Origin of the sequence: Flavobacterium sp. NRK F10, from assembly GCF_024054235.1 — a bacterium.
Classification (GTDB): domain Bacteria; phylum Bacteroidota; class Bacteroidia; order Flavobacteriales; family Flavobacteriaceae; genus Flavobacterium; species Flavobacterium sediminis.
Map to the genome: position 1 here is coordinate 89,485 of NZ_JAMXLC010000001.1, position 23,508 is coordinate 112,992.

General features: G+C 35.8%; 19 protein-coding genes. 10 read left to right on the top strand and 9 right to left on the bottom strand.

The annotated features are described in order from the left end of the window. The first annotated feature begins 10 nt into the window (after positions 1-10). The 8 genes from purL (at position 11) to NHF50_RS00385 (ending at position 14,511) form a co-directional block, all read left to right on the top strand. A complete protein-coding gene (purL, locus tag NHF50_RS00350) occupies positions 11-3,700 on the top strand; it encodes a phosphoribosylformylglycinamidine synthase (protein ID WP_252774647.1) in 3,690 nt (1,229 codons plus the stop codon). A gap of 189 nt (positions 3,701-3,889) precedes the next feature. After that, complete coding sequence (locus NHF50_RS00355; protein ID WP_252774648.1) at positions 3,890-5,665, top strand: long-chain fatty acid--CoA ligase; 1,776 nt, start codon at positions 3,890-3,892, stop codon at positions 5,663-5,665. Positions 5,666-5,809: 144 nt separating this feature from the next. Then, complete coding sequence (locus tag NHF50_RS00360; protein WP_252774649.1) at positions 5,810-7,591, top strand: long-chain fatty acid--CoA ligase; 1,782 nt, start codon at positions 5,810-5,812, stop codon at positions 7,589-7,591. A 112-nt stretch (positions 7,592-7,703) separates the two neighbouring features. After that, the gene (locus tag NHF50_RS00365; RefSeq protein WP_252774650.1) at positions 7,704-8,468 is read left to right on the top strand and encodes a DUF4382 domain-containing protein; all 765 of its coding nucleotides are present in this window, start codon (positions 7,704-7,706) and stop codon (positions 8,466-8,468) included. Between the two features lie 98 nt (positions 8,469-8,566). Continuing rightward, positions 8,567-9,019, top strand: coding sequence for a MarR family winged helix-turn-helix transcriptional regulator (locus NHF50_RS00370; RefSeq protein WP_109567868.1), 453 nt, complete (start codon positions 8,567-8,569; stop codon positions 9,017-9,019). Between the two features lie 18 nt (positions 9,020-9,037). Further along, complete coding sequence (locus NHF50_RS00375) at positions 9,038-11,428, top strand: 3-hydroxyacyl-CoA dehydrogenase/enoyl-CoA hydratase family protein (RefSeq protein ID WP_252774651.1); 2,391 nt, start codon at positions 9,038-9,040, stop codon at positions 11,426-11,428. Positions 11,429-11,512: 84 nt separating this feature from the next. After that, positions 11,513-12,697 (top strand): acetyl-CoA C-acyltransferase, encoded by a 1,185-nt coding sequence (locus tag NHF50_RS00380; RefSeq protein ID WP_109567870.1) that lies wholly within the window; start codon positions 11,513-11,515, stop codon positions 12,695-12,697. A gap of 23 nt (positions 12,698-12,720) precedes the next feature. Further along, positions 12,721-14,511 carry an acyl-CoA dehydrogenase family protein gene (locus NHF50_RS00385; RefSeq protein WP_252774652.1) on the top strand — a complete coding sequence of 597 codons (1,791 nt, stop codon included), beginning with the start codon at positions 12,721-12,723 and terminating at the stop codon, positions 14,509-14,511. Between the two features lie 64 nt (positions 14,512-14,575). On the opposite strand, the gene NHF50_RS00390 is transcribed toward NHF50_RS00385, so the two are convergent. After that, positions 14,576-15,793: a cation:proton antiporter gene (locus NHF50_RS00390; protein WP_252774653.1), complete on the bottom strand. Its 1,218-nt coding sequence runs from the start codon at positions 15,791-15,793 to the stop codon at positions 14,576-14,578. Between the two features lie 92 nt (positions 15,794-15,885). On the opposite strand from NHF50_RS00390, the gene NHF50_RS00395 reads away from it, so the two are divergent. After that, positions 15,886-17,085, top strand: coding sequence for an LETM1-related biofilm-associated protein (locus NHF50_RS00395; RefSeq protein ID WP_109567873.1), 1,200 nt, complete (start codon positions 15,886-15,888; stop codon positions 17,083-17,085). Here NHF50_RS00395 and can read toward each other — a convergent pair. From can to NHF50_RS00415, 4 genes are all read right to left on the bottom strand, one after another. Next, positions 17,082-17,717, bottom strand: a complete 636-nt coding sequence (can, locus tag NHF50_RS00400) for a carbonate dehydratase (protein WP_109567874.1) — start codon at positions 17,715-17,717, stop codon at positions 17,082-17,084. The two genes, NHF50_RS00395 and can, sit on opposite strands and share 4 nt — an antisense overlap. A 19-nt stretch (positions 17,718-17,736) precedes the next feature. Further along, positions 17,737-19,317 carry a SulP family inorganic anion transporter gene (locus NHF50_RS00405; RefSeq protein ID WP_252774654.1) on the bottom strand — a complete coding sequence of 527 codons (1,581 nt, stop codon included), beginning with the start codon at positions 19,315-19,317 and terminating at the stop codon, positions 17,737-17,739. Positions 19,318-19,386: 69 nt separating this feature from the next. Further along, a complete protein-coding gene (locus NHF50_RS00410; RefSeq protein ID WP_146193342.1) occupies positions 19,387-19,647 on the bottom strand; it encodes a hypothetical protein in 261 nt (86 codons plus the stop codon). Positions 19,648-19,756: 109 nt separating this feature from the next. Next, a complete protein-coding gene (locus NHF50_RS00415) occupies positions 19,757-20,236 on the bottom strand; it encodes a Dps family protein (protein WP_109567876.1) in 480 nt (159 codons plus the stop codon). A gap of 107 nt (positions 20,237-20,343) precedes the next feature. Between NHF50_RS00415 and NHF50_RS00420 the strand changes: the two genes are divergently transcribed. Beyond that, positions 20,344-21,282: a LysR substrate-binding domain-containing protein gene (locus tag NHF50_RS00420; protein ID WP_109567877.1), complete on the top strand. Its 939-nt coding sequence runs from the start codon at positions 20,344-20,346 to the stop codon at positions 21,280-21,282. 42 nt (positions 21,283-21,324) lie between these two features. Here NHF50_RS00420 and NHF50_RS00425 read toward each other — a convergent pair whose 3' ends face one another. The 4 genes from NHF50_RS00425 to NHF50_RS00440 all read right to left on the bottom strand — a co-directional run bounded on the left by NHF50_RS00425 (position 21,325) and on the right by NHF50_RS00440 (position 23,335). Beyond that, positions 21,325-21,519, bottom strand: coding sequence for a hypothetical protein (locus NHF50_RS00425; protein WP_109567878.1), 195 nt, complete (start codon positions 21,517-21,519; stop codon positions 21,325-21,327). A 116-nt stretch (positions 21,520-21,635) separates the two neighbouring features. Next, positions 21,636-22,292 (bottom strand): tRNA (5-methylaminomethyl-2-thiouridine)(34)-methyltransferase MnmD, encoded by a 657-nt coding sequence (mnmD, locus tag NHF50_RS00430; RefSeq protein WP_252774655.1) that lies wholly within the window; start codon positions 22,290-22,292, stop codon positions 21,636-21,638. A gap of 58 nt (positions 22,293-22,350) precedes the next feature. After that, positions 22,351-22,824, bottom strand: a complete 474-nt coding sequence (locus NHF50_RS00435) for a hypothetical protein (RefSeq protein WP_109567879.1) — start codon at positions 22,822-22,824, stop codon at positions 22,351-22,353. Position 22,825: 1 nt separating this feature from the next. Beyond that, the gene (locus NHF50_RS00440; protein WP_109567880.1) at positions 22,826-23,335 is read right to left on the bottom strand and encodes a DUF4920 domain-containing protein; all 510 of its coding nucleotides are present in this window, start codon (positions 23,333-23,335) and stop codon (positions 22,826-22,828) included. Positions 23,336-23,508: the final 173 nt, after the last annotated feature.

Sequence of the window (23,508 nt, forward strand, 5' to 3'; positions counted from 1 at the left end):
ATCACATACAATGATTCATTTCTTTGGAAATTCATCCAATTTGGTTTATGCCGTACAATCGCATAACGAATTATCAACTGAAGACATTAATAAATTAAACTGGTTATTTAACAGCCAAGCGGAAAACACACATACCGTTGTTAATACACAAGGAGCATCACTGGATGCTTTTTTTGTTGGTCCAAGAGCAGCTATGGTTACGCCTTGGAGTACTAACGCTGTTGAAATAACACAGAATATGGGAATCGAAGGAATTATCCGCATTGAAGAATTCCAGGTTGTGGATGCTGATTTTTCTGATTTTGACCCAATGCTGTCACAGAAATATTCTAAGCTGCATCAGGACATCTACACGATCAACATTCAGCCGGAGCCTATTTTAGAAATTGAAGATATTGCTGCTTATAATCAGCAGGAAGGTTTAGCCTTAAGTGATGAAGAAGTAGCATATCTGGATAATTTAGCGACTAAGCTCAACAGGAAATTAACAGACTCAGAAGTTTTCGGTTTCTCACAGGTAAATTCTGAACACTGCCGTCATAAAATTTTTAACGGCACTTTTGTAATTGACGGAGAAGAAAAACCGACATCCTTATTCAAATTAATCAAGAAAACATCCGAAACAAATCCGAACGATATTGTTTCAGCCTATAAAGACAATGTAGCCTTTTTAAAAGGCCCTAAAGTAACACAATTTGCACCGAAAAGTGCAGACAAGCCTGATTTCTATCAGGAAAAAGAATTTGATGCCGTCATTTCCTTAAAAGCAGAAACACACAACTTCCCTACTACCGTTGAGCCTTTTAATGGTGCTGCAACCGGTTCAGGTGGTGAAATTCGTGACCGTTTAGCCGGAGGGCAAGGTTCTTTACCATTAGCCGGAACAGCTGTTTATATGACCTCTTATTCTCGTTTACTAGAAAACCGTCCTTGGGAAAACGGAATGGCAGAACGTCCTTGGTTATACCAAACACCAATGGATATCTTGATCAAAGCTTCAAACGGTGCTTCCGATTTCGGGAACAAATTCGGGCAACCGTTAATTACAGGTTCTGTTTTAACTTTTGAACACGAAGAAGAAGCCCGTAAACTAGGATTTGACAAAGTAATTATGTTAGCCGGAGGAATTGGCTACGGAAAAGAAAGCCAGGCAATAAAACAAAAACCTTCTGTTGGCGATAAAGTTGTCGTTTTAGGAGGTGAAAATTACCGCATCGGTATGGGTGGAGCTGCAGTTTCATCAGCAGATACAGGAGCCTTTGGTAGTGGAATTGAATTAAATGCTATCCAACGTTCTAATCCTGAAATGCAAAAACGTGCGGCTAATGCCATTCGCGGTTTAGTAGAAGCTGATGAAAACCCAATCGTTTCTATTCACGATCATGGTGCGGGCGGACACTTAAACTGTTTATCTGAATTAGTGGAAGAAACCGGAGGATTAATTGACTTAGACAAATTACCGGTAGGCGACCCTACACTATCTGCAAAAGAAATTATCGGTAATGAATCACAAGAAAGAATGGGATTGGTTATCGGTGAAAAAGATATCGAAACCTTACACAAAATTGCAGATCGAGAACGATCCCCAATGTATACTGTAGGTGATATTACCGGAAACCATCGTTTTACGTTTGAAAGCAAAACTACCGGTGCTAAACCGATGGACTTTGCCATCGATGAAATGTTCGGAAGTTCACCGAAAACCATCATGGATGATAAAAAGATCATTCGCAACTATGCGGATGTTACGTATAGTTCAAATGAAATACCTACTTATCTGAACCATCTTTTACAGCTCGAAGCTGTAGCGTGTAAAGACTGGTTAACCAACAAAGTAGACCGTTGTGTAGGCGGACGAGTTGCCAAACAGCAATGCGCCGGACCTCTACAATTACCATTGAACAATGTTGGGGTTATGGCTTTAGATTTCAAAGGAAAAGAAGGTATCGCCACAACAATTGGCCACTCCCCTGTCTCTGCATTAGTTGATCCGGCGGCAGGTTCCAGAAATTCTATAGGAGAAGCGTTATCCAACATCGTTTGGGCTCCCTTAAAAGACGGTTTACATTCCGTTTCACTTTCTGCTAACTGGATGTGGGCTTGTAAAAACGAAGGGGAAGACGCTCGTTTATACGAAGCTGTTCAGGGATGTTCAGACTTCGCGATTGAATTAGGAATCAATATCCCTACAGGAAAAGATTCCCTTTCCATGAAACAAAAATATCCGAATGATGAAGTAATAGCACCGGGAACGGTAATTATTTCAGCGGCCGGAAACTGTTCAAATATCACCAAAGTAGTTGAACCTGTTTTACAAAGAAACGGCGGAAATATCTATTATTTAAACCTATCACAAGATTCGTTTAAATTAGGAGGAAGTTCTTTTGCTCAGGTTTTAAATAAAATTGGTTCAGAAGTTCCTACTATCACAAATGCTGCATATTTCAAAAAAGCTTTCAATACATTACAAGATTTAATTAAAGAGCGTAAAATTAAAGCCGGACACGATATCGGTTCTGGAGGTTTAGTAACTACTCTATTAGAACTGTGCTTTGCGGATGTGAACTTAGCAGCTCATTACGATTTGTCTGTTTTAGACGAAAAAGATACCGTTAAAGCATTATTCAACGAAAATATTGCCGTAGTTTTCCAAGCCGATGCTTCAGTAGAGGAAACATTCAAAGCGAATGGAATTGAAATTTTCAATATCGGTTCAGTTGCAGAAAGTGATACTGTCACTTTTAAAAACTTTGAAGATACTTTCAGCTTCTCTGTTACAGAATTAAGAGATACGTGGTATAAGACTTCATTCCTATTGGATCAGAAACAATCCAAAAACGGAATGGCAGAAGCTCGCTACAACAATTACAAAAATCAACCTTTACAATATACATTCCCTAAAAACTTTACAGGTGCTAAACCTGTCATTGCAAACGGAACTGTAAGACCTAAAGCAGCCATTATACGTGAAAAAGGAAGTAATTCAGAGCGTGAAATGGCAAATGCTATGTATTTAGCCGGATTTGATGTTAAAGATGTTCACATGACCGATTTAATTTCCGGTAGAGAAACTTTAGAAGACATTCAGTTTATAGGCGCTGTCGGTGGTTTTTCCAATTCAGACGTTTTAGGCTCTGCAAAAGGTTGGGCCGGTGCCTTTTTATATAATGAAAAAGCAAATACTGCATTAAAAAACTTCTTTAAAAGAGAAGACACTTTATCTGTAGGTATTTGTAACGGTTGCCAATTGTTCATGGAATTGGAATTAATCAATCCGGAACATGAGATACACGGAAAAATGCAGCACAACACGTCGCACAAGCACGAAAGCGGATTCACCAGTGTAACCGTTCAAGAAAACAATTCCGTCATGCTGTCTACTTTAGCAGGAACTACTTTAGGAGTTTGGATCTCTCACGGTGAAGGTAAATTCAGACTGCCTTACGGTGAAGAGCAATACAATATTGTAGCAAAATATGCTTACGAAGGTTATCCCGCAAATCCTAACGGTTCAGATTTCAATACCGCTATGATGTGTGACAGTACCGGAAGACATCTGGTAATGATGCCACACATTGAGCGTTCTGCTTTCCCTTGGAACTGGGCTTACTATCCAGACAGAGGGCAAAAAGATTTAGTTTCTCCATGGATTGAAGCTTTTGTAAATGCCAGAAAATGGATTGACGAAAAGAATAAATAATAGAAAAGCTTTCTGAAATAAATAAAATCCCCGCTCATTTTTGCGGGGATTCTTTTTTATATGCACGCATAATATTCAGTAAATCAACACAATACATTGAAAATCAATTCTTTTACTCTAAGAAAATAATAAAAAAGCTCCCAAATAAATATATTTTTCTTACTTTGCAGCCACTAATTTTCTGAAAAAATGAATAAAATTACCAGAATATTTGATTTTCCATATTACCAATTGGAAAAGTACAATCTTAATGATGCTTTTGTAACTAAAGTAGCCGGAAACTGGATTAAAACTTCCACTGCTGAATATATAGAAAAGGCTAATGCTATTTCCAGAGCCTTACTGGATTTAGGAATAAAAAAAGGAAGTAAAATTGCTTTAATTTCATCTAATAACAGAACCGAATGGAACATTATGGACATCGGGATCTCACAGATCGGTGCTGTTTCCGTACCTATCTACCCGACTATTTCTTTAGAAGAATTTGACTATATTTTTAACCACTCAGAAGCCGAATTGTGTTTCGTTTCCGATGAAGTTTTATTCCAGAAACTAAATTCTATTAAGGATAAGCTTCCATTTGTAAAAGATATCTATTCTTTTGATTCAGTTCAGGGTTGTAAAAACTGGGAAGAGTTAGTCAACCTTGGTAAAAATTCATCCAATCAGGATAAAGTTGAAGAAGCAAAAAATAATGTTAGCACTAAAGATTTAGTCACCATTATTTATACATCCGGAACTACCGGAAAACCTAAAGGCGTAATGCTTTCCCACGAAAATTTAGTAAGTGATGCCTTAGGATCATTCAAAAGAGTTCCACTAAAACTAGGAGAAAGCAGAGCCATGAGCTTTTTACCCATTTGCCATGTCTTTGAACGGGTACTAACCTACATTTATCAATACTCCGGAATTGCAATTTATTATGCCGAATCCATTGATAAAATAGCCGACAACATTAAGGAAGTAAAACCTAATGTAATGACTGTTGTTCCTAGATTGTTAGAAAAAGTATACGATAAGATCACCGAAAAAGGAGCAGAACTTGGCGGTATCAAAAAAGCATTGTTCTTCTGGGCAGTAAAAATCGGTGAACAATACGAACCTTACAGAAAAAACGGTTGGTTATATGAATTAAAATTAGCCATTGCTAATAAATTAGTCCTAAGCAAATGGAAAGAAGGATTAGGAGGCAATTTAGAAATTATCGTATCCGGAAGTGCTCCGTTGCAACACCGCTTGATCCGTGTTTTTACAGCTAGTAAAATGATCGTTATGGAAGGTTACGGATTAACTGAAACTTCTCCGGTTATTGCTGTAAATGATATGAGAAATGGTGGTTTCAAAATCGGAACGGTCGGAAAGCCACTGGATAACATTGAGGTAAAAATTGCTGCTGACGGTGAGATTCTTTGTAAAGGTCCAATTGTAATGATGGGATATTACAAAGATGAGGCTAAAACAGCTGAAATGATCAAAGACGGCTATTTTCATACCGAAGACATCGGGGAAATTGACTCTGAAGGCTTCTTAAAAATTACAGATCGTAAAAAAGAAATGTTCAAAACTTCCGGTGGAAAATATGTTGCTCCACAAGTTCTGGAAAATGATTTCAAACAATCTCGATTCATAGAGCAGATCATGGTAATTGGCGAAGGACAAAAAATGCCGGCAGCCTTTATACAACTCGATTTTGAATTTGTAAAAAACTGGGCAGAACGCAAACAAATTCAAATTGGTAATACCAATGCTGAAATTGCTCAAAATCCACAAGTAATAGCAAGAGTACAAAAAGTTTTAGATTCGATTAATCCTAAATTCGGAAAATGGGAACAGATCAAAAAATTTGAATTAACCCCTGACATCTGGACAATTGAAGGTGGTCAGCTTACCCCTACTCTGAAACTCAAACGAAAACAAATATTAGCACAATACAAAGAGTTATACGACAAAATCTACAGTAATTAAACTGTAGATTTTTTTTATTTCATAAAATTTATAAACAAGCTGTAAATGTTATTTCAAAAAAATGTTAATTAAATTATGTATTGACAAAAAAATTTGGGTTTAAAATACAAATTCATTAATTTGCAATATAGAAATAATTAAAAAATGAACGAAATAACACGCTTATTTGATTTTCCATATTACCAACTTCAAAAGTACAATTTACAAGATGCTTTGGTAACCAAATATGATGGACAATGGATAAAAACCTCTACTCAAAAATACATTGACGAAGCCAATAAACTTTCCCGGGCATTAGTACGGTTAGGAATCCAAAAAAATGAAAAAATAGCCATCATTTCATCGACTAACAGAACAGAATGGAATATTACCGACATAGGTGTGTTACAAACCGGGGCACAAACTGTTCCTATTTACCCTACTATTTCCGCGGAAGATTATGAATATATTTTAAACCACTCAGAATCGGTTTACTGTTTTATTTCCGACGAAGAAGTATTTGAAAAGATCAATTCCATTAAAAAGAATGTTTCTTCCTTAAAAGAAATCTATTCGTATAATGAAATTCCCGGTTGTAAGAATTGGAATGAACTTTTGACTTTAGGAGAAGACGTTAGCAATCAGGAAGAAGTTGAAAAACGGAAAGATTCGATCGTAACGACAGATTTAGCAACTATTATCTATACTTCAGGAACAACCGGGCGCCCTAAAGGTGTAATGCTTACCCATCAGAATATCGTTTCCGACGTTCTTATGAGTGCAGAACGCGTGCCTTTTGCTCCCGGTAATTTTAAAGCATTGAGCTTTCTTCCTATCTGCCACATCTTTGAACGAATGATCCTCTATTTGTACCAATACTTCGGAGTTTCTGTTTACTTTGCTGAAAGCATCGATAAGATCTCCGATAACCTAAAAGAGATTCATCCGAATGTAATGACCGTTGTTCCGAGATTGTTAGAAAAAGTATACGATAAAATATATGCCAAAGGTGCTGAATTGACAGGCATTAAAAAGAAACTATTCTTCTGGGCTACCGGCTTAGGGATCCAATACAAACCTTACGAAGAAAACGGTTGGTGGTATGAATTCCAGTTAAAAATTGCCCGAAAACTAATTTTCTCTAAATGGCAAGAAGCCTTAGGTGGTGAATTAAAACTCTTAGTTTCCGGTAGCGCTGCTTTACAACCTCGTTTAACAAAGGTTTTCACCGCAGCCGGAATTCCGGTTATGGAAGGCTACGGATTAACCGAAACTTCACCCGTTATTTCAGTAAACGATATGCGAAACAAAGGTTTCAAAGTAGGAACTGTCGGCAAAGTATTAAATGGTGTTGAAGTAAAAATAGCAGAAGACGGTGAAATTCTTTGTAAAGGACCTAACGTTATGACAGGTTATTACAAAGACGAAGAAAAAACAAATGAGGCTTTACAAAACGGCTATTTTCATACCGGGGATATCGGAGAAATTGATACAGAAGGCTTTCTGAAGATAACAGATCGTAAAAAAGAAATGTTTAAAACTTCAGGCGGCAAATATGTTGCGCCTCAAATTCTGGAAAACACATTTAAACAGTCTCGTTTTATAGAACAAATCATGGTTATTGGAGAAGGCGAAAAAATGCCGGCGGCATTCATACAACCTAACTTTGACTTTGTCAAAGAATGGGCTTCCAGACATCAGGACTTAAACATCGGTACGACCAACAGTGATATCTGTAAAAATGACGATGTCATAAAAAGATTTCAGGAAGAAGTAGATCATTATAATGAAAGATTCGGTAATTGGGAAAAAGTCAAGAAATTTGAATTAACCCCTGATATCTGGTCAGTCGAAGACGGTCACCTGACACCTACTATGAAATTGAAACGTAAAATTATATTGGAAAAATATAAAGATTTATACCAAAAGATCTATAATCCCCAATAATATTTAGCAAATAACTTTTTCTGGGAATTGTATAACAAAACCAAAAAATATTATAATGCAATATAAAGTACTTCACACGACCTTTGTATTGTTAACATAAAAAACAATTTCTATGAAAAAGTTATTTTTATTTGTAAGCGTAGCAACAACACTATTATTCATTTCTTGTAATGATGATGACTCACAAGCACAATCGTATAGTTATAATGTAAAAATGACCGATGCTCCTGCTCCTTATGATGCAGTATATATTGATGTTCAGGGAGTAGAAGTTAAAACTTCAGACGGAGCAACTTATGACTTAGAAACTGAAGCACAGGTTTACAATTTGTTAGAACTTTCAAATGGTATTACTGTTGAAATTGCATCTGACGAAATACAAAGTGCCTATGTCACACAAATTCGATTAATTTTAGGAGAAAACAACAGCATTGTTGTCAACGGACAAACCTATCCGCTAAGTACTCCCAGTGCTCAACAATCAGGTTTAAAATTGTTGGTCAATCAAGAATTGGACGCTAATGTTCAGAATACTATTCTAATTGATTTTGATGCACACAGTTCAATTGTCGTTGAAGGAAACGGTTCTTACTCTCTAAAACCGGTTTTACGCGAGGTCAATGTACAGATTACCGGTTCCGTAAGCGGATCCATTTCTACAACCGGAATCAATGCTACTGTTACTGCAATTTCCGCAACAGGAGAAGAATTCACAACAATTGTTGACGAAAACAGTGAATTTCAACTATTAGGATTAGCACCCGGAACTTATACAATTAGTATCACTCCAGAAGCGCCTTTGACATCTTTAACAATTCAAAATATTGAGGTCATGGCTAACACAGAAACCAATTTAGGGGCACTAATTTTACCATAACATTAAAAAAAGTAAAAAAATATTAAATTTTTCTAAAAATACTATGCATGCATAGTATTTTTTTTTATATTTGAAAACGTTTTAGTAAAAAACAATAGATGAAAGATAAAACAATAGATTATATACTAAGAGCCACTTGGCAAGCTGTAGCCCGAATGTATAATGAAGAAGCTAACAAATACGGAGCTTCTATGGCTACCGGTTTTGCTTTGTTGACTATAGATAAAGATAACGGTTCCCCTTCCACCGCATTAGGTCCGCGAATGGGAATGGAAGCAACCAGCTTAACCCGTACCTTAAAATCTATGGAAGAAAAAGGGCTGATTTACAGAAAAAAAAATCCCAGTGACGGAAGAGGTGTTTTAGTACACTTAACAGAAGAAGGCAAGGAAAAAAGAGAACTGTCAAAATCAACCGTTCTACAATTTAATGAAGTTATTAAAGCTCATGTCAATGAAGAACAATTACAACATTTTATTGAAGTAGCCGAAGTAATCAATGAATTAATTTCGGAAAAGAAAATTTTTGAGAACAAAGAAGATAACAAATAATAAAAACAACCAAAAAATATGAAACGTAACATCAAAAAAGTTGCTGTTATAGGTTCGGGAATTATGGGGAGCGGTATTGCTTGCCATTTTGCCAACATAGGTGTCGAAGTATTACTTTTAGACATTGTTCCGAGAGAGCTAACAGAAGCTGAACAAAAAAAAGGTCTTACCCTAGAAAGTAAAGCCGTAAGAAACAGAATTGTCAACGAGCATTTAACAAATGCTCTGAAATCAAAACCTTCTCCTATTTATCACCAAAGTTTTGCCGATAGAATTACCACCGGAAACACTACGGATGATATGGCAAAAATAGCTGATGTTGATTGGATCATTGAGGTTGTTGTAGAGCGACTTGATATCAAGAAATTAGTTTTTGAACAAGTAGAAAAATATAGAAAACCAGGCACATTGATTACCTCAAATACTTCCGGTATTCCGATTCACTTTATGAGCGAAGGAAGAAGCGAAGATTTCCAACAGCACTTCTGCGGAACACACTTCTTTAATCCGGCTCGTTACTTAAAATTATTTGAAATTATTCCGGGACCGAAAACGTCACAGGAAGTATTGGATTTCTTAAACGGATACGGTGAAAAATTCTTAGGCAAAACTTCTGTTGTAGCCAAAGATACCCCGGCATTCATCGGAAACCGTATCGGTATCTATGGAATTATGAGCCTTTTCCACCAAGTTAAAGAAATGGGCTTAACCATTGAAGAAGTAGATAAACTAACAGGTCCGGTTATCGGTCGTCCCAAATCAGCTACTTTCCGTACAGTCGATGTTGTTGGTTTAGACACATTAGTTCATGTAGCTAACGGAATTTATGACAACTGTCCTAACGACGAAGCTCACGAATTATTTAAACTTCCTGATTTCATCAATACCATGATGGAAAACAAATGGTTAGGAAGCAAAACAAAACAAGGTTTTTACAAAAAAGAAGGAAAAGACATCCTTTCATTAGATTTAGATACTTTAGAATACCGCCCAAGCAAAAAAGCTTCTTTCGCTACATTAGATCTAACTAAAGCAATTGACAAGCCTATTAAACGTTTTAAAGTTTTAGTAGGTGGAAAAGATAAAGCAGGAGAATTCTATCGCAAAAACTTCTCAGGTTTATTCGCTTACTGTTCTAATAGAGTTCCTGAGATCACAGAAGATTTCTACAAAATTGATGATGCTATGAAAGCCGGATTCGGATGGGAAAACGGACCATTTGAAATTTGGGATGCTATCGGTGTAGAGAAAGGAATTGAAATGATGAAAGCTGAAGGATACGAACCGGCTGCTTGGGTAACAGAAATGTTAGCTTCCGGAACTACTTCTTTCTATTCAGTTAAAGACGGAGCTACTTACTACTACTCTATCTCTTCTAAAAAGGCAGAAAAAGTTCCCGGACAAGATGCTTTCATTATCTTAAATAACATCCGTGAAAGTAAAAAAGTCTGGAATAACAGCGAAAGTATCATTACGGACTTAGGAGACGGAATCTTAAACTTAGAATTTACATCCAAAATGAATTCCATTGGTGCCGGTGTACTTCAAGGCATCAACAAAGCTATCGATATGGCTGAAAAAGGCTATAACGGATTAGTCATCGGTAACCAGGATGCTAATTTCTCTGTAGGTGCTAATTTAGCCATGATCTTCATGATGGCAGTGGAACAAGAATATGATGAGTTGAATATGGCGATCAAAATGTTCCAGGATACTATGATGCGATGCCGTTATTCTGCCATCCCGGTTATTGCCGCGCCACATGGTATGACATTAGGTGGCGGTTGCGAGCTGACTATGCATTCTGACAGAGCTGTTGCTGCTGCAGAAACCTATATCGGTTTAGTTGAATTTGGTGTAGGTGTGATCCCTGGCGGAGGTGGTTCAAAAGAAATGGCTTTAAGAGCTTCTGATACTTTCCGTAAAAATGATGTTGAATTGAATGTTTTACAAGAATATTTCTTAACCGTAGGTATGGCCAAAGTAGCAACTTCTGCTTACGAAGGTTTTGATACCGGAGTTTTATTGAAAGGACGAGACATAGTTGTGGTTAATAAAGACCGTCAGATTGCTACAGCTAAACAGATTGCTTTACAAATGGCAGAGCAAGGTTATACACAACCTGTTCATCGCAAAGATATCAAAGTATTAGGTAAACAAGCTTTAGGTATGTTCTTAGTAGGAACTGACAGTATGGAAGCCGGAAAATACATTTCTGAGCATGACAGGAAAATCGCTAACAAATTAGCTTATGTAATGGCCGGAGGCGATCTGTCAGAACCAACATTAGTAACAGAACAATATTTATTAGACCTAGAACGTGAAGCTTTCTTAAGTTTAACAGGAGAACGCAAAACGCTTGAGAGAATCCAATACATGTTAACTAAAGGTAAACCATTAAGAAATTAAATTTAGAAACAAGACGTAAGAAGTAAGATACAAGCTTTGTCTTTTCTCTTTCTTCTTTCTTTATTTCTCTTAAAAACAAACAATATGAAAACAGCATATATAGTAAAAGCATATAGAACAGCAGTGGGAAAAGCCCCAAAAGGAGTCTTCCGCTTTAAAAGACCGGATGAATTGGCTGCTGAAACTATTGAGCACATGATGAGCGAGTTACCGAATTTTGATAAAACTCGTATTGATGACGTGATTGTAGGTAATGCAATGCCGGAAGCAGAACAAGGCTTGAATGTAGGTCGTTTAATTTCATTAATGGGATTAAAAATTGAAGACGTTCCGGGGGTAACAGTTAACAGATACTGTGCTTCAGGTTCTGAAACTATCGCTATGGCTACTGCTAAGATCCAATCTGGAATGGCAGATTGTATCATTGCCGGAGGAGCTGAAAGTATGAGTTACATTCCGATGGGAGGTTACAAACCTACCCCGGATTATAAAGTAGCGGCTCAGGGACACGAAGATTATTACTGGGGAATGGGGTTAACGGCTGAAGCAGTTGCTAATCAATTCAACGTTTCTCGTGAAGACCAAGATGAATTTGCTTATAATTCACATATGAAAGCCTTAAAAGCACAGGCTGATGGTAAATTTGACAAACAAATTGTTCCGATTACCGTTGAGCATACTTTTGTAAATGAAAAAGGAAAAAAAGAAACTAATTCTTATACCGTTTCAAAAGATGAAGGACCAAGAGCAGGAACTTCTATTGAAGCATTGGCTAAACTTCGTCCTGTTTTTGCTGCTGACGGTAGCGTAACAGCGGGGAACTCCTCTCAAATGAGTGACGGTGCCGCTTTTGTACTGATCATGAGTGAGGAAATGGTAAAAGAATTGAACCTTGAACCAATTGCCCGTTTAGTAAACTATGCCGCTGCCGGAGTTGAACCAAGAATTATGGGTATCGGACCGGTAAAAGCTATTCCGAAAGCATTAAAACAAGCCGGATTAAAACAATCTGACATTGAATTAATCGAATTGAACGAGGCATTCGCTTCTCAATCCTTAGCCGTAATTCGCGAATTAGATCTGAATCCTGAAATTATCAATGTAAACGGAGGAGCTATTGCTTTAGGTCATCCGCTAGGTTGTACAGGAGCAAAACTTGCAGTTCAATTATTTGATGAAATGCGCTTACGCAATAACAAATACGGAATGGTTACAATGTGCGTAGGTACCGGACAAGGTGCTGCTGCAATCTATGAATTTTTAAAATAAAAATAATAAAAAAACAAATAAAGATGGCTGATATTCTAAGAGGAGGTCAATTCCTAGTAAAAGAAACAAAGTGTGATGCTATTTTCACACCAGAAGATTTCTCGGAAGAGCAAATCATGATGCGCGATTCTGTAAAAGAATTCGTGGACAAAGAACTATGGGCAAACAAAGAGCGTTTTGAGAAAAAAGATTACGCTTTTACTGAAGAGTGTATGCGTAAAGCGGGCGAACTTGGATTCTTAAGCGTTGCTGTTCCTGAAGCTTACGGCGGAATGGGAATGGGATTTGTAAATACCGTATTAGTATGTGATTACATCTCAGGAGCAACAGGTTCATTCTCTACCGCTTTCGGAGCCCATACTGGTATCGGTACAATGCCGATTACTTTATACGGTACAGAAGAACAAAAACAAAAATACGTTCCGAAATTAGCTTCCGGTGAGTGGTTTGGCGCTTACTGTTTAACAGAGCCGGGTGCCGGTTCTGATGCTAATTCCGGAAAAACTAAAGCTGTTCTATCTGAAGACGGAACACATTACAAAATTACCGGAGGTAAAATGTGGATATCTAATGCCGGGTTCTGTAATTTATTTATCGTTTTTGCACGTATTGAAGACGATAAGAACATTACCGGTTTTATTGTTGAGAACGATCCTTCAAACGGAATTTCTTTGGGTGATGAAGAACACAAATTAGGTATTCGCTCTTCTTCTACCCGTCAGGTTTTCTTCAACGAAACTAAAGTTCCGGTTGAAAACATGTTAGCAGGTCGCGGTGAAGGTTTCAAAATTGCTATGAATGCCTTAAACGTTGGTCGTATTAAACTTGGAGCGGCTTGTTTAGATGCTCAAAGAAGAAACATTACAGAATCTGTAAAATATGCCAATGAAAGAATTCAGTTTAAAACACCTATTTCTAGTTTTGGTGCTATTCAGGCGAAATTAGCTGAAATGGCAACTTCTGCTTATGCCGGAGAAAGTGCAACCTATCGTGCTGCTGCCGACATTCAGAAACGTATCGAGATCAGACAAAGTGAGGGAAATTCACATCAGGAAGCTGAACTAAAAGGTGTTGAAGAATTTGCTATAGAATGTTCAATCTTAAAAGTAGCAGTTTCTGAAGATATCCAAAACTGTTCTGACGAAGGTATTCAGATCTTCGGTGGTATGGGATTCTCTGAAGACACTCCAATGGAAAGTGCTTGGAGAGATGCTCGTATTGCTCGTATCTATGAAGGTACAAACGAGATCAACCGTATGCTTTCTGTAGGTATGTTGATCAAAAAAGCAATGAAAGGCCACGTTGATTTATTAGGTCCGGCTATGGCTGTTGCCGAAGAATTAATGGGTATTCCTTCATTTGATACTCCGGATTACACCGAACTTTTTGCAGAAGAAAAAGAAATGATCGCAAAATTGAAAAAATCATTCTTAATGGTTGCCGGTGCGGCAGTTCAAAAATTCGGACAAGAATTAGACAAACACCAACAGTTATTAATGGCTGCTGCTGATATGCTAATTGAAATTTACATGGCAGAAAGCACAATTTTAAGAACTGAAAAATTAGTTAAAAAAGTAGGCGAAGAGAAAGCTCAGGAACAAATTGCAATGGCTCAATTGTATTTATACAATGCTGTAGATATCATTACTAAAAGAGGAAAAGAAGGAATCGTTTCTTTTGCAGAAGGTGATGAACAACGCATGATGTTAATGGGATTACGCCGTTTTACAAAATATGTAAACATGCCAAATGTGGTAGCGTTACGAGACAAAATTGCTGCTAAATTAATTTCAGAAAACCAATACTGTTATTAATTACAGCAACATTTTGGTTTAGTTTGTTAAAAGTAAAGGCTGCTTTAGAGCAGCCTTTCTTATGTTAAGGAAGTACCTCACTTTTTTCTTCATCTACGGGTTCTTCTTCTACCTGTACCTTATCTTTTTTGTCAAAGATCAACCCTATCATCATAACCAGAGCCGACAAAACAATAACCTGAATAATCAATGCTTTATTGACTAAAGGAATCTTACTCTCCAAAGGGATTTTCAAGAACAATAAGATCGTGATCAACCCTCGAGGAGCAATAAATAATAACGGCATTAATTTTACTTTAAACACTTTTAGCTGAATCGCTCTGACCAAGTAGATCAATGCTACAATTCCCAGAGCCAACTCTAGCGTATTAGGATTTAATATATCTTCCGTTTTCATTAAAAAGCCAAACAATAAAAAGAACAGTGAACGAACTAAAAAAGCGGCCTCTCCTATCAGTTCTTTAAACTTAACTACTTCCCGGTTCAATGTTCTAGGTTTTAGCTTCTGAATGAATTTAAAACGATCTAACTCGTCAAAATTTCCAAGAAATAAACCGAATAACATAATAAAAATCAATGCCGGCAAATGGTATATCTCAGAAATTGCAAAGATCAATATGATCAATAAAATAATCGGAGCAAATTTCACATGGTGGTCTATCCTGCTCAACAAGAATGCTAAAAATGCTGTTGCTATAAATGAGATCAGTAACATTAAGAAAACCTCTAAGGTAAAATTCCCGAGAGTTTCAAGGTTGATCACAGTATTAAGCGCTAAAAAATTAAAAAACAGAACACCGAGAATATCTGACAAACTACTTTCATAAATAGCAAACTCTTTGTTAAATACACCTAAATTCCCCACACTGGAAATAGCAATTGCACTACTGATGATACACAAAGGAATTGCATTAATTAAGCCCTCTTTATAAGTTGCATCTAAAAAATAATAAAAAAAGTGTCCGATAACAAAGGCTGTAATGATCAAAGGTAATATTGCCGTCACAACCGTTTTCGCTACAAAAGGTAATTTCCGCTTGTTCAGATCCAGCTCTAAAGATCCCTCAAGAACGATCAGCACCAAACCGATTGTTCCGAAAAATTCTAAAAGCGGCTCCAGATCCGGAGTGACTAAATGGATCACTTCTGTAGCTTGTTTTACTACCCAACCTAAAAGCAATAATAAGATAACCGAAGGTATCTTTGTCTTTGAAGAAGTAATAGTAAATAAATAAGCTAATAAAAGTAAAACACATATAGTGATGATAATAGCGAAATTCATGGGCGTTATTTTATAGCAAGATAAAAATAGTTTTCAACATTTAATTTGTTCCCCGCAAGATTTTTTTATTTTTGTTTCAACATTTTCATAATATGATAAACCCCTCTATATCAGGTTGGATTGATAAATATTTCCATGAAAACGAGAATAATTTCATCGATTTCAAGGGAAGTTTCACCTCTTTCTACAAAACCGTCAGAGAGTCGGGCTTCATTTATGGCTATACCATATCGTTCAACTTAAAAGAAAGCTATCCTATCGAAAAGTTTTCTCAGGACGAAATCACTAAGGTAGGACTGTTAACTTCTTTGTATTATGTTTACACTTTAGTAACCGGTGATACCGATAGCAAAAACTTTATCAAAACGGCCAAAAACTTCTATAAAGAAGTTCAGCACGAAAATTATATTTTTTTAAAGAACATTCTCCCCTCTGCTAATAATAGTTCCAAACTGGAAGTGATTATTAATGACAGGATACAGACCAATGCAAACTTTATCAGTAAGAACTTTTCTCATATTATTACTAATGCTTTGCTTTTTATTGATGTTTTAGCTTTCTTTAACTATCTGAAAGCTAAAAATCATTTTTCAGCGAAATATATCAAAGATTTTGAGCTTTGCTGTATCAAAATAGTATCATTAGCTCTGAATGTAAAGCAAAACAAAACCAAATATGATGAACTGATCATTAAACTATTTGAAAACTCGCTTCGCTATACTAAATCTCCGGAATTTGAAGAAAGCAGTTTAGAAAAACTGAACTTTCAGGATTATCCGCACATCCTTGAACGTTTATATCTTTTAGACCTAACCGAAATGGCGCTGTGGAATGATGAAAAATTAGAATCAAAAGAACTTCAGTTCTTAAATGAGATCATTATCCGTTTACAATTAGAACATATCAATTTAGATAACAGTTGTCAAAACATTGATCAATTTATCTCAAAATACAAAGAAGAAATTCCTTATTTCAATTATTCTAATCCGGTTAAACACTTTTACGACCAAACGAATAAAACGGTTACTAAGCTTATCATTCGCAATAAAAACAGACTGATCAAAGAAATAAGTGAAAGCAAAGAACTTATGATTTTACTCCTGCAATCCACCTCTCGCGAACTAGATGAAACAGAAAAAAAGAAAGTAAAAAAACAGCTACTTGACATTTGTAAAACAATACCGTCTTTGACCATTTTTTTACTTCCGGGAGGAGGAATCTTATTACCAATTCTAATTAAATATATACCTCAGCTTCTACCCTCCTCTTTTAATGAAAATCTGGAAGATTAAAATTGTAATTTATACACTTCATCCAAATCATCATTAGAGCTGAAGTTCAATCCCAGGTCGGTAACATATCCGGAATTTAATCCGTAGACCCACCCGTGAATACTTAAATCTTGTCCTTTTTTCCATGCAGATTGAACGATAGAGGTTTTGGCCAGATCAAATACCTGCTCCTTAACATTCAACTCTACAAAACGATTAAAACGTTCTCTGTCATCAGCAATAGCATCAAGTTCCGCTCTATTAAAACGATAAACATCCTTAATATGTCTGATCCAGTTATCAATAATCCCGATGGAATTATTGGTCATAGCTGCTTTCACGCCACCACAACCATAGTGTCCACATACAATAATATGTTGGATCTTCAGTGCATTAACTGCATAATCCAGTACACTCAGCATACTCATGTCGGTATGCAGAACCATATTTGCTATGTTGCGATGTACAAAAACCTCTCCCGGTTCTGCCCCTATAATCTCATTGGCCGGAACACGGCTATCTGAACAGCCGATCCACAATAACGGTGGCTTTTGTCCATCTGCTAAATTGTTAAAATAATCCGGGCTGATCTGCAATTTTCTTTCAACCCATTCTTTATTATTCTCCAGTATTTTTTTATAAAACTCTGTCATGTTTTGCTCTGATTAGAACTCATTTATTTTCTTTTTCAATATCAATTCTTCCGGACTGTGAATTCTTAATATTGTAATGCTCTTTAAAACCTATTAAAGTCAACTCTATTTCTTTATTTTCGGCAGCTTCTACAAAATCCTTAATAACCTCCTGAACATCAAAATCGATATACGTTGTCAAAGAAGCATCAATAATTAACTTTGATTCTTCCGGAATTTGGCTCAATGTTTTTTTAATAGCAGCCTTATTCAAAAAAGAAACTTCCTGTGCCAGTTTAATCGTGATGATATCTCCTTCTTTGTAATTTTCTTTGTTAAATGAATAGGCTACTTTCAGGTTCTCATACAATAAGAATAATATACTGACAAATAAACCTATTGCCACTCCTTTTAAAAGGTCGATCCCTACTACGGCTACTACAGTAACGAAAAAAGGAATAAATCTTGTTTTACCGCTTTTCCATAAATGCATAAAAACCGAAGGTTTTGCCAGCTTATACCCCACCATTAGTAATACAGCAGCCAAAGCAGCCAGAGGAATACGATTTAAAACAGAAGGAATAACCAGAACACACAACAACAATAAAATTCCGTGAAAGATCGTTGCCATTTTAGTTTTACCACCGGAATTGATATTTGCTGAAGATCGAACCACTACTGAGGTCATAGGCAAACCGCCTAAAAAACCACTGATAACATTACCGATACCCTGAGCTTTTAGTTCTTTATTGGTATTTGTGAATCGTTTCCATGGATCCAGTTTATCTGTTGCCTCAATACACAACAAGGTCTCTATTGAAGCTACAATAGCAATTGTAACCGCTACCATCCAAACTTTAGGATTCAGAAATGCAGACAACTTAGGCAAAGAAAGTCCCTCTTGAATTTCCGTGAATGACGGTAAATTTACCAAATGGCTTTCATTCACTACTGCCAAAGGAGAACCGGCACCTTTGAACATCTCATTCAGAACAATACTTACAACCACCACTACCAATGCCCCGGGTAATAATTTGATTCTTTTTAAGAAAGAAACTTTATCCCATGCTATTAAGATGATTACAGAGATCACTGAAATCAATAAAGCGCCTAAATGGATATAGTTAATGGACTCTATTAAAGTATCGAATGTATTATGCCCTGATTTTTCTATAAAGAAAAAATCACCTTCATTGTCTATATCATGACCAAAGGCATGCGGAATTTGCTTCAGAATAATAATTATTCCGATGGCAGCCAGCATTCCTTCGATCACACTGGTCGGAAAATAATTGGATAGCGCTCCCGCTTTGATATAACCTAACAGGATTTGTATACAACCGGCTAAAATAACAGCTACAAGAAATACCTGAAATGAACCTAAATCCATAATGGCATTCATTACTATTGCTGTTAAACCGGCTGCCGGACCGGATACGCTTAAATTAGAGTTGCTAAATATTCCGACTACAATGCCTCCTATGATTCCGGATATGATTCCCGAAAACAGAGGTGCTCCCGAAGCTAACGCAATCCCTAAACACAAAGGCAATGCTACTAAAAAAACTACTAATCCGGAGGATAAATCTCCTCTGATATTAGAAAATAAATCTTTGTTCATAAATATATTTTACAAATTAAACTCTACTTCAAATACTATAAGTTGAAGTTTACACAATTTGAAAAGATATTATGATAATTCGGGAGGCGGTAAAAATATAAGAGCTGATAACGATTCAAGGATCACTTCGTTCCTGTTCAGAAAAAGGTTGTTCTTAGAACAGCTAACTGAAACAGATTCGCAATTAATAAACAATTGAGAAGATACATTAATCGCTTCAAAAGAAACGTGGTTTTCTTCTTCTTCTGCCATATTGTAAAAATAAGAAGTGTCTGCTTTTCTATCTAAAATACTAACTACAGTTGGAGTCATCAGAAAGATAAAAAACAAAAGAAGAACTATTTTGGTCAAACACTTCATAGCACAAATATAGAATTTATCAGCAGAAATACTAATAAAAATACATAAAAAAACCACGCTGATTGCGTGGTTCCTTCTTTTAAATTTCTTCTTCCATCCAGGCTTTAAGCATCCAGATGGTTTTTTCCTGCTCTTTTATAAAATCACTCATCATAGAGTTGGTTCCTTCATCATCAATTGCATCGGATGCGTTTAAAATTTCACGTTCTACCTTTAACAGATCCGTTAACGATTCTATTACTAATTGTACGGCCTCAACATCCTTAGAAATGTTTTTCCCTATTTTTAAACGATTATGTTCCAAGTAATCTGAAAAAGTATGTAAAGGAGTTCCCCCGAGTGTCAGAACTCTCTCTGCGATCATATCGATCTTTACTTGAGAGTCATTATACAATTCCTCAAACTTTAAGTGTAAATCAAAAAAGCGCTTTCCTCTGATATTCCAATGTAAACCTCTTAAATTTTGATAATATACCTGAAAATTAGAAAGTAAAGTATTTAGATCTTCAATTAATTTTTCCGTTTCTTTAATAGGTAAGCCTAATGTGTTTGTTTTCATAATTTTTTGTCCTTTTTTAATTACATTCAAATTTACGATTTTTTACACTTTTTTCCCATAATCTGAATTGATAGTTATTATATTTGCATCAAAATAATTTATTAAAGATGACCATAACTCAACTTCACTATGTTTTAGCTGTTGCCGAACATAAAAATTTTACCCTCGCTGCCGAAAAATGTTTTGTTACCCAACCTACTTTGAGCATGCAAATCCAAAAATTAGAAGAAGAACTGGATGTTATCATCTTTGATCGAAGTAAAAAACCGATCTCCTTAACCGAAGTCGGTGAAAAGATTGTCACTCAGGCTAAAAACATTGTCAATGAAGCCGGAAGAATAAAAGACATTGTCGATCAGCAAAAAGGTTACATAGGAGGAGAATTTAAAGTAGGGATCATTCCGACGATCATGCCGACCTTGTTGCCAATGTTTCTGAATAACTTCATCCACAAGTATCCTAAAGTCAATTTGATTATTGAAGAAAATACTACTGAGGAAATCATTACCAAGTTAAAAAACGGGCACCTGGACTGTGCCATAGCCGCCACTCCTCTGGAAGAAGAGAGTATTAAGGAAATCGTTTTATACTACGAACCGTTTGTTGCCTACATTCCTGAAAGCAATAAGAATTACAACAAAAAAGAAATTGAGATCAACGATCTCAATGACGATAATATCTTATTATTGCAAGATGGACATTGTTTTAGAAACGGAATTTTAAATCTATGTAAAAACAATAAGTTTTTAGAAGAAGGCGGATTTCATTTAGAAAGCGGAAGCTTTGAAACCTTGATCAAATTAGCTGATGAAGGCCTTGGGGTTACACTTTTGCCATACCTACATACGATTGACCTTAATGAGAAGAATAAAGCTAAACTTCGCGATTTTACAGATCCTAAACCTGCCAGAGAAGTGAGTTTGATTTATCCTAAAAACGAACTTAAAATACATATTATAGAAGCACTCCGCAATACCATATCGGGTGTGATCAAAGGAGCTATTGCCTTTCATGATGTAGAAATCATAAGTCCTAAACTAAAATAAAAAAGAGTGGTTATACCACTCTTTTCTTATATTTTTATATTATTAGTTTACATATATTAAACACTGCCTCAACTCTGGCTTTTCTTTTGTAAATTGTAGTAACCAATCTCTTAATTGCTCAATTTCATACGGTAATAAAACTTTAACGGCCTTTTCTAGTTCTTTACAAAAAAGTCTAGGGTCAAAACTAACTCTTTCAAGTATAGATTTAGTGTACGAATACATTGATCTTGACATACTTTTTTAGGATATATTGGTTAAACATGGGGTAAGAACGCATTTCAAAAATAATAATTTTTAGAATACATTTACTATTATATTCATTAAAAAAATCTTAAAAAAAACATAATTTTTTATTTTAAGGCTCTTAACATTTCTCGTTTACCTGGTGCTCCGGGCAGTTTTTCTACTTTAAACCCTGATGCCAGCATGGCTTTTTTAATACTCGTCCGACATGCATACGTTACCAAAATACCATTAGGTTTTAAAGCTTTGAACATTTTTTCAAAAATAGCTTCATCCCACAGCTCCGGTTGAACCCTGAATCCGAAAGCATCAAAGTAAATCAAATCAAACGTATTTTCATCCTTTATATCTTGAAAAAATTGTTGTCTTTTCGTTAAAGAAAAAGTTTCATCAATAGTCGTCGGCTTATCCCATGCTGATTCGTGCATGCGATCAAAAATAGTTTTGTATTGGTCAGCATCCAATTGGGATACATAATTAAGCTGTGATATTTCTTCAACTGAAACCGGGTAAGCCTCTACGCCTACATAATTGATCTTTAGCTTCCTTTTGTTATGCTCTAAATAGGTTATAAAAGCATTTAATCCTGTACCAAAGCCTATTTCTAAAATAGCAGCTTCTTCTGAAAACAGATCCAAACCGTTCTTGATAAAAACATGATAAGCTTCCTGTATTGCCCCATGTTTAGAATGGTAGCTTTCATTCCAGTCTTCAATATGAATGGTCACTGAGCCATCATTAGTCGTGATAATCTTTCGATTCATAATCAGAATGTTCTGTAAAAACAAAAAAGTTTAAGAATTACTCTTAAACTTTTTACTCTTATTTAATGTATAATTTTTTGATCTTCGGAATAGGTCCTCCGCATTTCACTTCGTGACATTTGATACATGCGTCAATTCCATTATTAAAATGCTCTTTAGCATTCTCAGGATCATTATAAATAAGTTCTTGTGCTTCTATGAACTTTTTTGCCTGTTCATTGAAAAACTGATCCTTATCGGTTTCATCCGTTAAAACGGCTTCGTGTATACGCATAAAATGCTGCGGAAACCTTCCTATGGTATCCCCTTTCAGGATTCTTTCTTTTAAACGTTGGTTATCAACATACATCTGTTCCATTAAAGCAGCCATTTCACTCATCTCATACATATCAAATCCATCATCATTTTTAGAAGAATCTGATGTACACTCTGCTGTCTTGGCATCTGCCGTTTCTTTTTTTTCTTCTTCTTTACAAGACTGAAAAAAAGTTAATCCCACGATTAAAAGAGAACTAAAAACTACTTTCTTCATCCTATTTATGGATTAAAACACCATCAGCCATAAAAGAATAGGTAACTTCCGGCTCTGTGATGCTGTCAATGGCAGCTTGTGATTTTCCTTCATCTTTTGCATAATGTTTCAACTCATCCACACTGATTACACTTACAAAAGCTTTTCCGTTAACCACGACATCTTTATCCTGAGCATTTTTGGGCACAAAAAAACCATAATCTTTAAATTTCACAAAAGCTTCTTTGTCATTTTCTAGTCCTAATGTCATCCAGCAACCTTTCTTTTGACATACTTCATGAATAGAAGACTGAAATTTAACATCTACAGTGTCTCCTTCTTTTAAATTACTGAATTTTTCCATCATTTCATGAGCGGAAATTGCTCCTTCAGACGTTATTGAATCGCCGAAAACAGCATATTCTACTTCTACCTTAGGCTCTTCAACCACTGTTACTTGTTCTTCTTTTTTGTCCTTACCGCAACTTAACAAGGTCAAAAGAATGCCAAAAGCTAATACATTTTTCTTCATAATTACTTATCTTTGCAAAAAATTTATTGATTCTCTGATTTTCTGTAAAATTATTTATATACGACAATATACAAAAGGAATTCGTAAAAAAATATCAACAAATCACTCAAAACCAATAAATTTAAACCTATTTTTTACTATTCATAAAAAAACATTGTTTATTTTATTAAATT

Excerpts from the sequence above, each read along its gene's own strand:
- purL (WP_252774647.1), top strand. The coding sequence starts at position 11 with ATGATTCATTTCTTTGGAAATTCATCCAATTTGGTTTATGCCGTACAA.
- NHF50_RS00355 (WP_252774648.1), top strand. The coding sequence starts at position 3,890 with ATGAATAAAATTACCAGAATATTTGATTTTCCATATTACCAATTGGAA.
- NHF50_RS00360 (WP_252774649.1), top strand. The coding sequence starts at position 5,810 with ATGAACGAAATAACACGCTTATTTGATTTTCCATATTACCAACTTCAA.
- NHF50_RS00365 (WP_252774650.1), top strand. The coding sequence starts at position 7,704 with ATGAAAAAGTTATTTTTATTTGTAAGCGTAGCAACAACACTATTATTC.
- NHF50_RS00370 (WP_109567868.1), top strand. The coding sequence starts at position 8,567 with ATGAAAGATAAAACAATAGATTATATACTAAGAGCCACTTGGCAAGCT.
- NHF50_RS00375 (WP_252774651.1), top strand. The coding sequence starts at position 9,038 with ATGAAACGTAACATCAAAAAAGTTGCTGTTATAGGTTCGGGAATTATG.
- NHF50_RS00380 (WP_109567870.1), top strand. The coding sequence starts at position 11,513 with ATGAAAACAGCATATATAGTAAAAGCATATAGAACAGCAGTGGGAAAA.
- NHF50_RS00385 (WP_252774652.1), top strand. The coding sequence starts at position 12,721 with ATGGCTGATATTCTAAGAGGAGGTCAATTCCTAGTAAAAGAAACAAAG.
- NHF50_RS00390 (WP_252774653.1), bottom strand. The coding sequence starts at position 15,793 with ATGAATTTCGCTATTATCATCACTATATGTGTTTTACTTTTATTAGCT.
- NHF50_RS00395 (WP_109567873.1), top strand. The coding sequence starts at position 15,886 with ATGATAAACCCCTCTATATCAGGTTGGATTGATAAATATTTCCATGAA.
- can (WP_109567874.1), bottom strand. The coding sequence starts at position 17,717 with ATGACAGAGTTTTATAAAAAAATACTGGAGAATAATAAAGAATGGGTT.
- NHF50_RS00405 (WP_252774654.1), bottom strand. The coding sequence starts at position 19,317 with ATGAACAAAGATTTATTTTCTAATATCAGAGGAGATTTATCCTCCGGA.
- NHF50_RS00415 (WP_109567876.1), bottom strand. The coding sequence starts at position 20,236 with ATGAAAACAAACACATTAGGCTTACCTATTAAAGAAACGGAAAAATTA.
- NHF50_RS00420 (WP_109567877.1), top strand. The coding sequence starts at position 20,344 with ATGACCATAACTCAACTTCACTATGTTTTAGCTGTTGCCGAACATAAA.
- NHF50_RS00425 (WP_109567878.1), bottom strand. The coding sequence starts at position 21,519 with ATGTCAAGATCAATGTATTCGTACACTAAATCTATACTTGAAAGAGTT.
- mnmD (WP_252774655.1), bottom strand. The coding sequence starts at position 22,292 with ATGAATCGAAAGATTATCACGACTAATGATGGCTCAGTGACCATTCAT.
- NHF50_RS00435 (WP_109567879.1), bottom strand. The coding sequence starts at position 22,824 with ATGAAGAAAGTAGTTTTTAGTTCTCTTTTAATCGTGGGATTAACTTTT.
- NHF50_RS00440 (WP_109567880.1), bottom strand. The coding sequence starts at position 23,335 with ATGAAGAAAAATGTATTAGCTTTTGGCATTCTTTTGACCTTGTTAAGT.